This is a genomic window from Caballeronia sp. NK8, from assembly GCF_018408855.1.
In the GTDB taxonomy this organism is placed as follows: domain Bacteria; phylum Pseudomonadota; class Gammaproteobacteria; order Burkholderiales; family Burkholderiaceae; genus Caballeronia.
Genome location: NZ_AP024327.1, coordinates 221,864 through 235,287 on the forward strand (window position 1 = coordinate 221,864; position 13,424 = coordinate 235,287).

13 protein-coding genes and 1 pseudogene are annotated in these 13,424 nt (G+C 62.0%); 8 read left to right on the top strand and 6 right to left on the bottom strand.

The features are described from left to right. Positions 1-6 precede the first annotated feature (6 nt). The 3 genes from NK8_RS38660 to NK8_RS38670 are packed head-to-tail and all read left to right on the top strand — an operon-like array spanning position 7 to position 3,269. Positions 7-1,629, top strand: a complete 1,623-nt coding sequence (locus NK8_RS38660; protein WP_213234432.1) for an acyl CoA:acetate/3-ketoacid CoA transferase — start codon at positions 7-9, stop codon at positions 1,627-1,629. Beyond that, entirely contained in the window at positions 1,626-2,429 is an 804-nt protein-coding gene (locus NK8_RS38665) for a shikimate dehydrogenase (protein WP_213234433.1), read from the top strand. The genes NK8_RS38660 and NK8_RS38665 overlap by 4 nt, the downstream gene beginning before the upstream one ends. A gap of 24 nt (positions 2,430-2,453) precedes the next feature. Next, on the top strand, positions 2,454-3,269 hold the full coding sequence (locus tag NK8_RS38670; protein ID WP_162068317.1) for an IclR family transcriptional regulator: 816 nt from the start codon (positions 2,454-2,456) through the stop codon (positions 3,267-3,269). Between the two features lie 45 nt (positions 3,270-3,314). Here NK8_RS38670 and NK8_RS38675 read toward each other — a convergent pair whose 3' ends face one another. From NK8_RS38675 to NK8_RS38685, 3 genes are all read right to left on the bottom strand, one after another. Beyond that, positions 3,315-4,124 (bottom strand): 3-ketoacyl-ACP reductase, encoded by an 810-nt coding sequence (locus NK8_RS38675; RefSeq protein WP_225936680.1) that lies wholly within the window; start codon positions 4,122-4,124, stop codon positions 3,315-3,317. After that, positions 4,114-5,724 carry an acyl CoA:acetate/3-ketoacid CoA transferase gene (locus NK8_RS38680; RefSeq protein ID WP_213234434.1) on the bottom strand — a complete coding sequence of 537 codons (1,611 nt, stop codon included), beginning with the start codon at positions 5,722-5,724 and terminating at the stop codon, positions 4,114-4,116. The genes NK8_RS38675 and NK8_RS38680 overlap by 11 nt, the downstream gene beginning before the upstream one ends. Positions 5,725-5,933: 209 nt before the next feature. Next, positions 5,934-6,860 (bottom strand): aldo/keto reductase family oxidoreductase, encoded by a 927-nt coding sequence (locus NK8_RS38685; RefSeq protein ID WP_213234435.1) that lies wholly within the window; start codon positions 6,858-6,860, stop codon positions 5,934-5,936. A gap of 286 nt (positions 6,861-7,146) precedes the next feature. Here NK8_RS38685 and NK8_RS38690 point away from each other — a divergent pair, with 286 nt between their 5' ends. After that, entirely contained in the window at positions 7,147-7,485 is a 339-nt protein-coding gene (locus tag NK8_RS38690; RefSeq protein ID WP_225936681.1) for a hypothetical protein, read from the top strand. A 16-nt stretch (positions 7,486-7,501) separates the two neighbouring features. Here NK8_RS38690 and NK8_RS43520 read toward each other — a convergent pair whose 3' ends face one another. The 3 genes from NK8_RS43520 to NK8_RS38705 form a co-directional block, all read right to left on the bottom strand. Continuing rightward, positions 7,502-7,630, bottom strand: coding sequence for a hypothetical protein (locus tag NK8_RS43520; RefSeq protein WP_286202794.1), 129 nt, complete (start codon positions 7,628-7,630; stop codon positions 7,502-7,504). Between the two features lie 118 nt (positions 7,631-7,748). Further along, positions 7,749-9,185, bottom strand: coding sequence for an MFS transporter (locus NK8_RS38700; protein ID WP_213234436.1), 1,437 nt, complete (start codon positions 9,183-9,185; stop codon positions 7,749-7,751). Between the two features lie 24 nt (positions 9,186-9,209). Continuing rightward, complete coding sequence (locus tag NK8_RS38705; protein WP_213234437.1) at positions 9,210-9,683, bottom strand: nuclear transport factor 2 family protein; 474 nt, start codon at positions 9,681-9,683, stop codon at positions 9,210-9,212. A 234-nt stretch (positions 9,684-9,917) separates the two neighbouring features. On the opposite strand from NK8_RS38705, the gene NK8_RS38710 reads away from it, so the two are divergent. The 4 genes and pseudogenes from NK8_RS38710 (at position 9,918) to NK8_RS38720 (ending at position 13,171) form a co-directional block, all read left to right on the top strand. Then, on the top strand, positions 9,918-10,550 hold the full coding sequence (locus NK8_RS38710) for a TetR/AcrR family transcriptional regulator (RefSeq protein WP_162068324.1): 633 nt from the start codon (positions 9,918-9,920) through the stop codon (positions 10,548-10,550). A 57-nt stretch (positions 10,551-10,607) separates the two neighbouring features. Beyond that, positions 10,608-10,761: pseudogene (locus NK8_RS43220) on the top strand (IS5/IS1182 family transposase); the annotation flags it as partial. A 343-nt stretch (positions 10,762-11,104) separates the two neighbouring features. Next, positions 11,105-11,980, top strand: coding sequence for a site-specific integrase (locus tag NK8_RS38715; RefSeq protein ID WP_061121634.1), 876 nt, complete (start codon positions 11,105-11,107; stop codon positions 11,978-11,980). A 21-nt stretch (positions 11,981-12,001) separates the two neighbouring features. Beyond that, complete coding sequence (locus NK8_RS38720; protein ID WP_213233300.1) at positions 12,002-13,171, top strand: IS91 family transposase; 1,170 nt, start codon at positions 12,002-12,004, stop codon at positions 13,169-13,171. Positions 13,172-13,424 lie beyond the last annotated feature (253 nt).

Below are 13,424 nucleotides of genomic sequence, written 5' to 3' on the forward strand. Positions count from 1 at the left end.
CGGATCATGGAAAGAATAACTGCAGACGAAGCGGCGAAGCTGATCGAGGACGGAGACGCGATCCTCATCAGCGGATCGGGCGGGGGGCATTCGGTGCCGGAAGCGTTGCTTGCGGCGGTGGAGCGGCGCTTTCTCGACGAAAGCAAGCCACAGGGACTCACGTCGGTCAGCGTAGTGGGCGTGGGAGACCGCGCGGCGCTGGGCGCAAGCCATCTGGCGCACGAGGGCTTGTTGCGACGTGCGATCACCAGCGCGCTGGTCGACTCGCCCGGTCTGGTGCGTTTGGCCGCCGAAAACAAGATCGAAGCCTACACGTTTCCTCAAGGCGTCCTTTCGCAGTTGATGCGCGACATGGCCGCCGGACGCCCCGGTCTCCTGACCAAGACGGGACTCCATACGTTTGTCGATCCGCGCCAGCAAGGTGCGCGACAGAGCCCGTGTACGCCGGAGGACTTCGTCGAAGTCGTCGATCTCGCGGGCGAGGAGTGGCTCTTCTTCAAGCCCGTGCCGGCCAACGTCGCATTCCTGCGCGGGACGACGGCAGATGAAGACGGCAATGTCACGATGGAGGAGGAAGCGGTCCTGGGCGAAATGCTCGCCATGGCGCAGGCGACGCGCCGCGCGGGCGGCATCGTCGTGGTTCAGGTCAAGCGGATGGCCAGACGCGGAACCTTGCCCGCCAAGCAGGTGAAGATTCCCGGCATTCTGGTGGATTTCGTGGTGGTGGATGCCGAGCAGCGGCAGACCTACGCGACGTACTATGACCCGAGCTACTCCGGCGAACTGCGGATTCCGGTGGAAGGCATCAAGCCTTTGCCATTCGGCGCCCGCAAGGTCATTGTCAGACGCGCAGCGATGGAGCTTTTTCCCGGCGCGATCTGCAACCTCGGCGCGGGGATTTCCACGGGCTTGTCCACCATAGCCGCCGAGGAAGGTTTGCTCGACGCGGTTTATCTGACCAACGAACAGGGGATCATCGGCGGCGCGCCGATCACCGGAAGGGATTCCGGGGGCGGCCAGAATTTCGCCGCCATGATCGAGCAGCCCGCGCAGTTCGATTTCTACGATGGCGGCGGACTCGACGTCGCGTTCCTTTCGTTTGCAGAGGTCGACGCGCAGGGCAATGTCAACGTGTCCCGATTCGGCGACAAGATCATCGGTGTAGGCGGCTTCATCAATATCAGCGCGAACGCCCGATGCATGGTCTTCAGCGGCACCTTGACCGCAGGAGATCTCGACGTGGGTTGGGAGCAGGGCCGCACGATCATCAGGCAAGAGGGGCGGCATCAGAAATTCGTGCCGAAGCTCGAGCAGATCTGCTACAGCGCGTCGATGGCGCGTGCAAAGGGGCAAACTGCTTTCTTCGTCACCGAACGCGCGGTATTCACGATCGGCGAGCACGGGCTCGAGCTGATCGAGATTGCACCGGGCGTCGATGTTGAACGCGACGTGATTGCGCACATGGGATTCAGACCGGCTGTGTCGAAGGTGCTCAAGGAGATGGATGCGCGAATCTTCGATCCTGCTCTCATGAGGCTTGGCGCGGACGTACATGGCAAGGCAAGGCGCTACCGATCCGAGCGCGTTGCGAAATGGCATAATTCCCGCGATCGAGGCGCACAGCGATGAGCGCGCCTACCATCACGGGAAAGACCCGGTTGTTTTGCATCGTCGGGGACCCGATTGTTCAGGTGCGCTCGCCGCAGGTGTACACCGAGCAGTTCGCGGCCGCCGGCATCGACGCCGTTCTGGTCCCGATGCAAGTGCCCGCTGATCGATGTGCGGAGATCATTCCGGCGCTGATGGCCTTGGGCAACCTCGATGGCTTGCTTGTCACGGCGCCCTTGAAAGCGCGCGTGGCGGCATTCGCGGATCGCCTCGGCCCCACGGCCTCCTGCATTGGCGCCGTCAATGCGTTGCGCCGCGAGGCCGACGGTTCCTGGACAGGCGACATGTTCGACGGCGAAGGCTTCGTTCGCGGTCTTCTTGCAAAAGGCGCGCGTGTTCGCGGCCGGCGCGTGCTGCAGTTTGGCGCGGGCGGGGCGGGAAGCGCTATCGCCTGCGCGCTCGCAAACGCCGGCGTGCAATCGATTCGAATCGTCAATCCGAACCTGCGGCAGACACAATCGCTCGTTGCGTCGCTGGCGAAGGTTTTTCCCGAGTGCGATGTGCAGGCCGCAAGCGACGATCGTGGCGATATCGACATGATCGTGAATGCGTCGCCCGTGGGAATGCGTTCAGGCGACGGCCTGCCGGGCGATCTGGGTGCGGTGACTTCAGACACTTTGTTCGGCGATGTCGTCCTGTCTTCCTCGCCGACCGCCTTCACTCAAGCGGCGCTCGATCATGGCTGTCAGTGGGCGGATGGCCGGGATATGCATTCCGGCCAGATCGACGCCATCATGAACTTCTTCGTCGCACGCACGTAGTTACTTTTTTTGACCGGTAATCTTATGGCTCATATTCCCGCAGAGCGCTGCCTTGACATCATCGAATTGCTCGCGGACGGTGCTGTTACGATGCCGCTCGGTGAGATCGCAACGCGACTGGATCTGCCGAAGAGTGGTGCCCATCGATTGCTCGCGACTCTGGTCGATCTCGGATGGGCCGAACAGGACGCGGAGACCGGTTTTTATCGACTCTCGATGCGGCTGGCCATCCTGGGGCAGCGATTTTTCGTCGCCACGGGCATCCCGGATATATGCCAGCCGCTGGTCGATCGTCTGGCGGGCCAGTCGCGCGAGTTTGTCCGACTGGCGGTGGTCGACGGATCGTCGTTGACATGGGTCGCGCATGCGCAGGGCGCAACGGGCGGGCTGCTTTATCAACCCACGCTGGGAAGCAACACCGTTCCGCTGCACGCGACGGCCACGGGCAAGGCGTGGCTCGCTACCTTGGCCACCGAACAAGCGGCGGAGAACGTGTTGCGTGTCGGATTCGGCGATGCCGAGAAGTACGGTCCGAACGTCATCCGTTCGCTGGACGCGCTTCTGCAAGAAATCGAGGCGACCAGGAATCGCGGATACGGAATCGCGATGAACGAAGGCGAGCCCGGCGTGAGCGCAATAGCGGCAGCCATTCGTCCACCGAGCGGCGGCCCGGCGCTGGGCGTCGTCAGCGTGGCGGGGCCGAGCGCGCGCATGACGGAAAGCCGTATCGCCGAGATGGCGCCGTTGGTCACGCAGGCCGCGACGGAACTGGCGTCTTTCTGGCCGCTGCGTACCCGTCCCAGCAAGTTGGCGACCGCGAGCAATATGATCGCTGCGTGAGGTAGCGGAAGCTCGGGGGTCTCGGCCAGGAAGCCGCCAATCCGGTCATGCCGCGAACAAGTCAGACGCGATGGATATGAAGCCCGCCATCGATATGAATGGCTTCTCCTGTACTGATGGAAGACAGCCCGTTGCCAATGACACGACGGCCTTCGCGAGTTCTTCCTCGCGCCCCCATCTCGCGATGGGCGAGAAACCCCGTTCGATCTTTTGGTCGTAATCGCTCTTCGCCACTTCGGTCATTTTCGTTTGGAAAATGCCGGGGCGAACTTCGTACACGGGAATCTCGAACTCCGCGAGCCTCGCGGCGAACAGCTTGGTCAAAGTCGTGATCGCAGCTTTCGATATGCAGTATTCGGCCCGGTTGGTCGCGACCAGAAACGCATTGGCCGATGAAATGTTGATGATCGAGCGAAAGCAAGTGCGCGCCGCATTTTCTTGAGCGAAACGACGCGCCAGTTTCTGCGACAGGAAAAATGTCCCGCGAAGATTGACATCGATGAGCCTGTCGAAGCTTGCCGGCGTCACGTCCAGCAGATCGCCCCGGGTTTCCACGCTGATTCCGGCGTTGTTGACGAGGCATGCAACGGCACCCAAGGACGTCTGCACCTGATCCAGCAATGCATCGTGCTGATCGATATCCGCGATATCGGCTTCAAAAAAGGCGGCTCGTCGCCCTTCGGATTGAATTGTCTCGAGCGTTTCGTTTGCATCGTCATCGCACACGAGGTCCGCAATCGCGACATCGAACCCGGCCGCGCCTAATGCCCGGGCCATGGCCGCGCCGAGTCCGCGTCTCCCGCCGGTCACGATCGCAACGCGTGAGGGCTCATCTTTAAACGGCTCAATGATCATGCGTGCGGGACCATTCGGCGACCCGCTCGGAGCGATAGCGTCGTTCCTTACGTGACATGTCCTCGGCGAGACCCATGAGGCCCGTGCCGAAGAGTCGGACGTCCATCTCCCGCACATCGGAAGCAACGGGCGTCCTGAATGCCATTTGCCCGAAGATATCGCGCTCGAGATCGATGCCCGGCGCGATCTCGATCAGTTCAAGGCCCGCCTCTCCAGCCCGGAACACGGCCCGCTCCGTCACGAACAAGGCGGAGTTTCCGCGTTGTCTAGCGAATGCAGCGCTATAGGAAATTTGCTCGAGTGCGCTGACGAACTTGCGGTGCTGTCCTTCACGAACGACAGTCGCGCGGCCATGCATCCATTGCACGTCCAGACCGCCGGCGGTGAAGGTGCCGCTGAAAATCACGCGTTTCGCGTTTTGACTGATATTGACGAAGCCTCCGACCCCGACGATCTTGTCGCCGAAGCGGCTGATATTGACGTTGCCTTGCGCGTCGACTTCCGCAAAGGAGAGAAAGGCGAGGTCGAGGCCACCGCCATCGTAGAAATCGAACTGTGATGCCTGCTCGATCATGGCGGCGAAGTTCTGCGCGCCGCCCGAGTCACGGCCCGTGATGGGCGCGCCTCCAATCAGCCCTTGTTCATTCGTCAGCACGACGGCATCGAGCAATCCTTCTTCGGCCGCGACGGTCGATAAGCCGGTCGAGACTCCGGCGCCGAGATTGCAGATAGCGCACGGATACAGTTCCATCGCCGCCCGTCTCACGATCACTTTGCGCGGGCCGAACGCAATCGGCTTGATCTCGGCAACCGGCACGCGCAATTCGCCCGAATAACTCGGATCGTAGTAGGTGGCGTAGGTCTGCCGCTGTTCCGCCTCGACCACGACGAAATCCACCAGAATGCCCGGGATCCTGACTTGTTTGGGCGGCAACGTGCCGCTGCGCGCCATTCGTTTCACCTGCACGACGACCACGCCTCCGGCACGGCGCGTTGCCTGTGCCATGGCGAGCATTTCGCCCAGCACGGCCTCTTGTTCCATGGTGATATTGCCGTCCTCGTCGGCTGTCGTGCCACGGAGAAACGCAACATCGATGTGAAGCGGCTTGAAGCGAAGCCACTCTTCGCCGTCGAGGTGAATGAGTTCGACGAGTTGCTCTTCCGTCCTCGGACTTTGCCGGCCACCTCGCTGGCGAGGATCGATGAAGGTATGCAAGCCCGTCTTCGTGATCAATCCAGGCCGTCCCCCGGCCATTTCGCGCATGAGCTGCGAGAGGACGCCCTGCGGCAGCGTGTAGGCCTCGATCAGATCGCTTGCAGCCATCTTCAGCAGGCCGGGCGAATCGATGAGCGCGCCCGATATGGCGCGCCTGATCAGCCCGACCTGTGCGAGATGATCGGCACCCAGCGAGATGCGGTCTCCGATTCCTACTACGCTGATCGATGTCAGATCGCGCGGCTGTTGTTCGTTCCGGAATCGCTGTCCGACTGCCGCGAGCAATGCCTCGGGTACGGCATGCCCTGCGCCCGATCCGCTGATCAGGAGAGTGTCGCCCGTATGCACAAGGCTCGCGGCTTCGTCAGGGGTGATTCGTTGCATCGCGTTTCTCGGTTCCGGACTAAAGGCAGGGCGCTCTCGCCCGATACAATGTAACCGGTATCATTATGATGATCTCGCTGTTGGAGACGCTCCATCAGGGTAATCTCGGACACGATGATTTTTCAACGATTTGAGATTCGGCAAGGCGCTGGTGACGTGTCAGGCGTGTAACCGCTTTCTAACGACCGGGCACACCGCGCACCGATGTCTTATGGAACAGATTTCCCGCGCGCGGCTTCGAGGATTGCGTACCAGTCTTCGCGACTCAACCTGATGCGAAGACCCTCGAGTGCCTGCTGCAACGACTCCACGCGCCGGCTACCCACGAGCAGGTAGGGCGCACAGGGAAGCGTGAAGATCCACGCATAGACGATCGAAACCAGAGACGATGCATTGTATTTTTCTGCCAGCGTAATTAACTCGCGGCGAAGCAGGAGCGCGAGTTCGTCGGTCTCGGAGAAGAGACGTCCGCCTCCGAGAGCAGACCAGATCATCGGCGACACCGCTGCCGACGACAGCGCGGTGAAAACATCATCGTCCAGTGCCTGAAGTTCAAAAGGGGAGAACTCGATCTGGTTGGTCGCGAGCGCAACTTTGGCGCGAAGGGATTCGAACTGTCGCGTCGTAAAATTCGAAACGCCGAACGCGCGAATTTTGCCCTGCCGTATCAGGCTTTCTGCGGCGTCGGCGATCTCGTCGTTGTCCGCAAGATAATCCGGGCGATGAATGAGAAACAGATCGAGATGATCCGTCTTCAGACGCTGCAATGAGCGCTCGACGGCCGCTTGCAGATAGGCGCGACTCGTATCGTAGTGTTTGACTCCGACGGCACCCGCAGATGAACCGCGCGGCCTGATTCCCGCTTTGCTGACGATCTGCATCCTGTCGCGTAACGACGGCGTCTGAGTCAGCGCATCGCCGAAAAGCGCTTCGACCTCGCCGCCGCCGTAGATGTCGGCGTGATCGAACGTCGTGACGCCCAACGCCATGCTTTCCTGCACGTAGCGATTGAGCTCTGCGGCGGAGATGTTCCACTCGCGAACCCGCCACATTCCGGCTACCACCTTCGAGCAGCCGATCGCGGCTAGTGTGTCCAGGCTTCGCTTCTCGGCAGGTGCGTGTGCATCTTCATTCATACAAGCCTCTTGTGTATGCGGTTTCAGGATGAAACTGAATAAGACGTTACTCTAATGTTGCTCACGTAGTGAAGGAGCAGCAGCAGTGTAGGGAGATTCCCTGAGAACAGACGCTTCATATTGTGTCGTGAAATGACACCGGTTACATTTAGCCGTCTGTTGTGTCAGATATAAGGTAGAGAACATGCATTCTGAAGTTGTCAGATCCTCCGACTCCGCTGGGCCATGGTATCGAGACATCACGGAATCACAATGGCGGGTGCTCGTGGCGGCGTGGGGCGTCTGGGTGAACGACGCGCTGGATTTTTTGGCGATCACGTTCGTCCTCGGTGATATTGCACGCACATTCGGTGTGGCGCTCGATACGGCATCCTTGCTGCTCCTCGCGACGTACGGCGTTCGCTGGATCGGCGGCCTTGCATTCGGCGGACTGAGCGACAGAATCGGACGCAAGATACCGCTGCTCATTACGTTGACGTGGTTCACAGCCGGGGCGGTCGCTACCGGCTTCTTTTCGATCCGGTCGGAAATGCGGCGACAAGCCTCGTCATTGCGCCGCCAGTCCCGAATGCGACGTTCGAGCCGTTCGATCTGTTCGTCGAGCGTGCGAAGTCGCGAGAGTTGATCTTGCAGACTGTCGGTCAGCTCGCAGGAAGCTGATCATCCAGTGACGCAAGCGCGGCTTTTGCAGCTTCAATCGAAGGGCGACGGCCTTGCGGCAGTACGATGCCGAATTCGTAGAGTAATCCGCGAAGCTGATTGATCTGCATGACGCGAATCCGGAACACGTCAATGCGGTAGGCGACCATTTCATCTAACTAGCCGCTTCTGTTCCGGACCCGTCGTGCTCTTCGAACGAGACATCCCTACAGTGATGGCGGGCTGGACTCAACGAGGCGCCGCCCTTGCAGCGGCATGGATGCTCGATCTTGAAGCGACGATAGACAGGACGGCGGAAACGGTCAGACTGCCGCCGACGCACATCATTGCGACCACCAGTGCCCTGGCAAGGGTCAACGGATCCGGTGAAGTCCCTGCGACACTGAAGAAGACGCCGCCGATGACCGCGACACCCAGTGCTGCGCTGATTTGCAACGCCGAATTCGTGATGCCCGCGATCATCCCGGAACCGGTCGTCGGTGCGCGATTGATAACCGAGCGCACCAGCGTTGGCAGCGCCCAGCCCTGACCGAATCCCAGGAGTGCTACCGCCCCGATCAGCGGAAACTGAGCAGGCATCTGTCCGGGCGCGCCGGCCACGAGGGCGGCGAGGAGTATGCAGCCGGCGACCTCAAGCATCATGCCGATGGCGGGGACGCGGTCGCCGAAGAGGCGGATGGCGAGCGGCGTCGTCAGCGGCCCGATGAAGGCGCCGACCCCGAACGGCAGGAAAACCAGCCCTGTCTCGAATGGGCTCATGCCAAGCGCCCCCTGGAGGTAGACGGAGAACGTCAGGAAGAAAGCAGAGACGACGTAGAAGAAGAGGACGCCCGTAAGCCCGCTCATCAGGCCAGGCCTCCGGATCAGCTCCACGCTGATCAGGGGCACGCCGCCTCGGCGGGCGTAGGCGATCTCATATCGGCAGAAGCCTACGCCAGCGACGGGGCACGCAATCAGCATCGCGCAGGCCCACCAGGGCCAATCCAGCTCCCGCCCTTCGACCAGGGGCACGATGAGCAAGCCCAGCGTGAGCGCGCAAAGCAGCACCCCGATGCGGTCTACAGGTGCCGGGCTGTCACCGCGGACGTCGGGTAGCAACGGCAGCCCGAAGATCAGGACGGCGGCGACGACGGGCAAGTTGATGAGAAAGACGACGCGCCACTCCAGGTGAAAGATGTCCGCAGAGATCAACGCACCGCCGAGCGCCTGCGCAGCTACAGCGGCCAGTCCCACCGCGGCGCCGTAGAGGCCCAAAGCACGCGCGCGCTCCTTCTCAGGGAACAGGGCGTGAATGGAGGCCAGTCCTTGCGGCGCCATGGCGGCGGCGCTCAGGCCCTGCAGCACACGCCCGAGTATCAGCATGGCGGGTGACGATGCGAGGCCGCAGATCACCGATGTCAGTCCGAAGCCCGTGACGCCGATAAGGAAGATCCTCCGCCGGCCGAAGAGATCGCCTAGCCGTCCTCCTGTGATAAGGAAGACCGCGTAAGCCGCGGCGTATCCGGAAATGACGAGTTGCAGCTCTGCGGCGCTCGTGTGGAGGGTGCTTTGGATGGATGGCAGGGCGACGTTCACGATGAAGAAGTCCAGCGGAGGCAGAAATGCTCCCACCAGCAACACCGCGAACGCCGACCATCGACGCGTGGAAGAGGTTGTCGTATGCATAGATTTAGGCGTCCGGGGGCCGCCTCAGGCCGGGCGGCCGAAACGTTCTGTTCCCGTGATGGGGTGCCAGTTTTGGAGCGGCGTAGCGTAGTGCATGGTGAAGGTGCGCTCCAGGAATGCCCAACGGCCTTCGCGTCGCTGATAGAGGTCGCGGTATTGGCCGCTCACTTGAAGCGTGCCCTGATCGACGTCGTAAAAAAGACAGTCCGCCGCCACCAGCCCGTGGCCGTTGTCACCGTCCACCGTGATCAGGGCATTCGCCATCCAATGATGCATGTGGGGCATGCGCTTCATGTTGATCCGTGCTTGCGCGAGGATGGCCTCCAGGCCGTCGGAGTTGCCGTTTGCACCCAGAAGCAGTCGCGATTCGGGATGCCAGAGAGTGGCCAGCAGCTCGATGTTCATGGTGTCGAACGCCTCGGCGTAGTTGGCGATCAGCGCATCGATGGCGAAGCGGCTTTCGATGGCGTCAAGGCGTGCTTCAAGTTCTTTGGACATGGGTTATTTTCGTACCGATTGGTACATAAATAGTGAAAAAAATGCGGGGTTCGTGTGATGACCCCGCGCTGCTCATGATTTACGTACCGAGTGGTATAAATATAAGGGAACTTGGAAGGCCGCGTCAACAGCCTTCTTGAACGACCCGCTGCCATGCGCGGGAGGCTGTACGTCGCGACTTGTTCAAAGATTGTGTATCGATTAGTATATATATTTTGACTGACGGAGATGTTCATGGTTCAGCGGGGTCGGCCACGTGCGTTCGACCGTGATGCGGCGATCATTTCGGCGATGCACCTGTTCTGGGAACATGGCTATGAGTCGACGTCTTTGTCGCAGTTAAAGGCGGCGATCGGCGGGGGCATCTCCGCGCCTAGCTTCTATGCGGCCTTTGAGTCCAAGGAGGCGCTGTACAAGGAGGCGTTGGAGCGATACATGGAGATTTACGGCAAGGTGACCCGTAGTCTCCATGACACATCGCTTCCGCCACGGGAGGGCGTGTTTTTAGCGCTGCTCCGGTCGGCAAGGATGCAGATTGAGAGCGGCCACCCGAAAGGCTGTATGGTCGCGCTGGGCGTTGTCGGGGCCAGTTCCACCGGCAGCGAAGCGGTCACCCAGTTGCTTCGTGAGGTGCGCAGTCGCACGCGCGCCGGCTTCCGCGCCTGCGTAGTACGGGGCATTGAGAGTGGGGAACTGCGCAGCAGCACGGATCCGGCATCGCTGTCCACCGCGTTCGACTGCTTTTTCCAGGGACTGTCTGTGCTCGCCCGCGATCGTGTCCGGCATGCCGTCATCGAGAAGGCCGTGACCGACGCGATGGGGATGTGGGATGCCGCAGTGGGGCAGCCGATGCCTAAGAAGGTCTGAAAAACCCAGTACGCACCCTCGTCGCCTGAGGACACCTGAGCCGCGAACATTGAGCCCATGAAGCAGATGAGCGCGGGATTGAACCTGTCGACAAAGACGACGCAAGCGCGCGTTCCTCGACGAGATGGAGCGCGTGAGGCCGTGGAACGCACTGGCGCAGATCATCGGGCCGCAATGGCCCAGGAGCAAGACCGGGCGGCCGCCGTTCCCCAAATCGGCGAACGTGGCCGCCATCAATGTTGCTGGGCGCCTGCTGTACGACGATGAAGAGGGTCGCCTTCGGCTACTCGGGCTACCGCGGCGTGGACAGACGCCCCGAGGCGCAACTCATCGCGATGATGCCCGGCAAGCGCCGGATGCTGAACATGACCGTTCCACGTTTCGTTGCTGCCATTCGATTTACTACGGTGGGACCGTCTGCTATAGGTCGAAGGACTAAACCGCTCGCGCGGTAGGGGCTACGGTCCGACGCTGGTGGTCAGGGAGAGGCCGGTCACCCGGCTTTATGTTGGCGAATGAGGCAATCCGCCTCGTTCTTCAACAGGAGCCGAATCATGACCTCCTTACCGACAAACGCCAGCCCACTGCGCCAGCGCATGATCGACGATATGCGCATGCGCCAGCTTGCCCCCAAGACGCAGGACATCTACCTGCACATCGTGCGTGAGTTCGCCCGTTTTCTCGGGCGCTCGCCTGACACGGCCACCGTCGAGGACCTGCGCCGCTACCAGCTCTATCTGGTCGACCACGGCACATCGGCCGTGTCGCTGAACCACGCGATCACCGGCCTGAAGTTCTTCTTCAAAGTCACGCTCGACCGGCCCGAGCTGATGGTCAGGATGCAACCGGTGCGCGTGCCCCGCATATTGCCCGTCGTGCTCAGCCCCGACGAAGTGCGGCGGCTCATCGAGGCCGCCGGTAACCTGAAGCACCAAACCGCGCTGTCGGTCGCGTACGGCGCGGGGCTACGCGCCAGCGAAGTGGTGGCGCTGAAGGTCACCGACGTCGACAGCGAGCGCATGACACTGCGTATCGAGCAGGGCAAGGGCCGCCGTGACCGCTACGCGATGCTCTCGCCGGTGCTGCTCGAACGTCTGCGTGTGTGGTGGCGCGTGGCCCGTGCGCAGGGCAAGATGCTCGATGGTGGGTGGCTGTTTCCCGGACTCGATCCGCTCGATCAGTTAAGCACGCGACAGTTGAACCGTGCCATTCATGCCGCCGCCGAGACTGCGAACATCGACAAACGTGTGTCCATGCACACGCTACGCCATAGCTTTGCGACACATCTCCTCGAACAGAAGGTGGATATCCGCGTGATCCAGGTGCTGCTCGGCCATGCAAAGCTCGAGAACACCGCGCTCTACGTCCAGGTGGCCACCGACCTGCTGCACGAGGTCACCAGTCCGCTGGACCGTCTGCCCTCAGAGTAGACCCGCGGGCTGTAACGCCTCATGCTGGAGGTTGCGGACATCTTCCGCAGCCACGGGCCAGCGTGGCGAGCCACGACACACTTGAGCCTGGGGCAGCTGAAGGTCATGTCGGCCATCGAACGGTGCCGCACGGCGGCACTGGGCGGACATGTGCTGCGCTGTTCAGGCTGCACAAGGACCGAGGTGTCCTTCAACTCGTGCCGAGACCGGCATTGCCCGAAGTGCCAGGCCAGCGCCGCACACCGCTGGCTAGAGGCGCGTCAGGCCGATCTGCTACCCGTCGAGTACTTCCACGTCGTCTTCACGCTGCCCGCGCAAATCAGCGCGATCGCCTGGTACAACAAGCGGGTCATCTACGGGCTGCTGTTCGACATCGCCGCCGACACGCTGCGCACGATCGCCGAGGATCCCAGGCATCTCGGCGCCCAGATCGGCGCCACGCTCGTACTGCACACTTGGGGATCGGCGCTCACGCATCACCCGCATGTGCACGGCATCGTCCCCGGTGGCGGGCTGTCGCCTGACGGTGAACGCTGGATCGCCTGCCGGCCCGGCTACTTCCTGCCCGTGCGCGTCCTCTCACGCCTGTTCCGACGCCGCTTCCTCGAGGCACTCCAGTCGGTTCACCACCGTGGCGACCTGCAGTTCTTCGGCGAGTACACCGGGCTCGCCGACCCCGCCACCTTCGCCCGATGGCTTGCGCCCCTACGTACTTGCGAATGGGTGGTCTACGCCAAGCGCCCGTTCGCCGGACCGAAGGCGGTGCTCGAGTACCTCTCACGCTACACGCACCGCGTCGCCATCTCCAACCAGCGCCTGGTCGCCGTCGATGAGCGTGGCGTGACGTTCCGCTGGAAGGACTACCGTGCGAAGGGACGCACCCGCTACAAGACCATGACCCTCGAAACCGGCGAATTCATGCGCCGCTTCCTGCTCCATGTGCTGCCCGGTGGTTTCCATCGGATCCGCCACTTCGGGCTGCTCGCCAACCCGGTGCGCCGCGCCAATCTCGCAAAGGTGCGCGAACTGCTGCACGTCGAACCCGAGATCAGCCCGTCGCCGGACGACGCCATCATCGAAACCCGCCCCGTCTTCATCTGTCGGCACTGCGGCGCACCGATGGTCGTCATCGAAATCCTCGCGCGCAGCGCCCCGATCCGCGCACCGCCAATGCGCCGGGATCCGACATGAACCCCACGGTTCCTCGACCTGCCTGTCGAACGTTGGCTCCGCGGCAACGCGGCCCAAGGATGGAAGCCTGCGCGTGTCGCTACGCGAAGCGCTTTGCCCGGCCGCCTCATCATCGCGAATGCACGACTAAACCACTTCGCTACGGCGTCAGCGTCCCTCCGGCACCCCGCCTGAGCGTGCCGCATCCGGCACCACTGACCATTCCGGTCTATCAATCGCCATAGCCGCGAACCCTCCAACCGCAGTGGGGCAC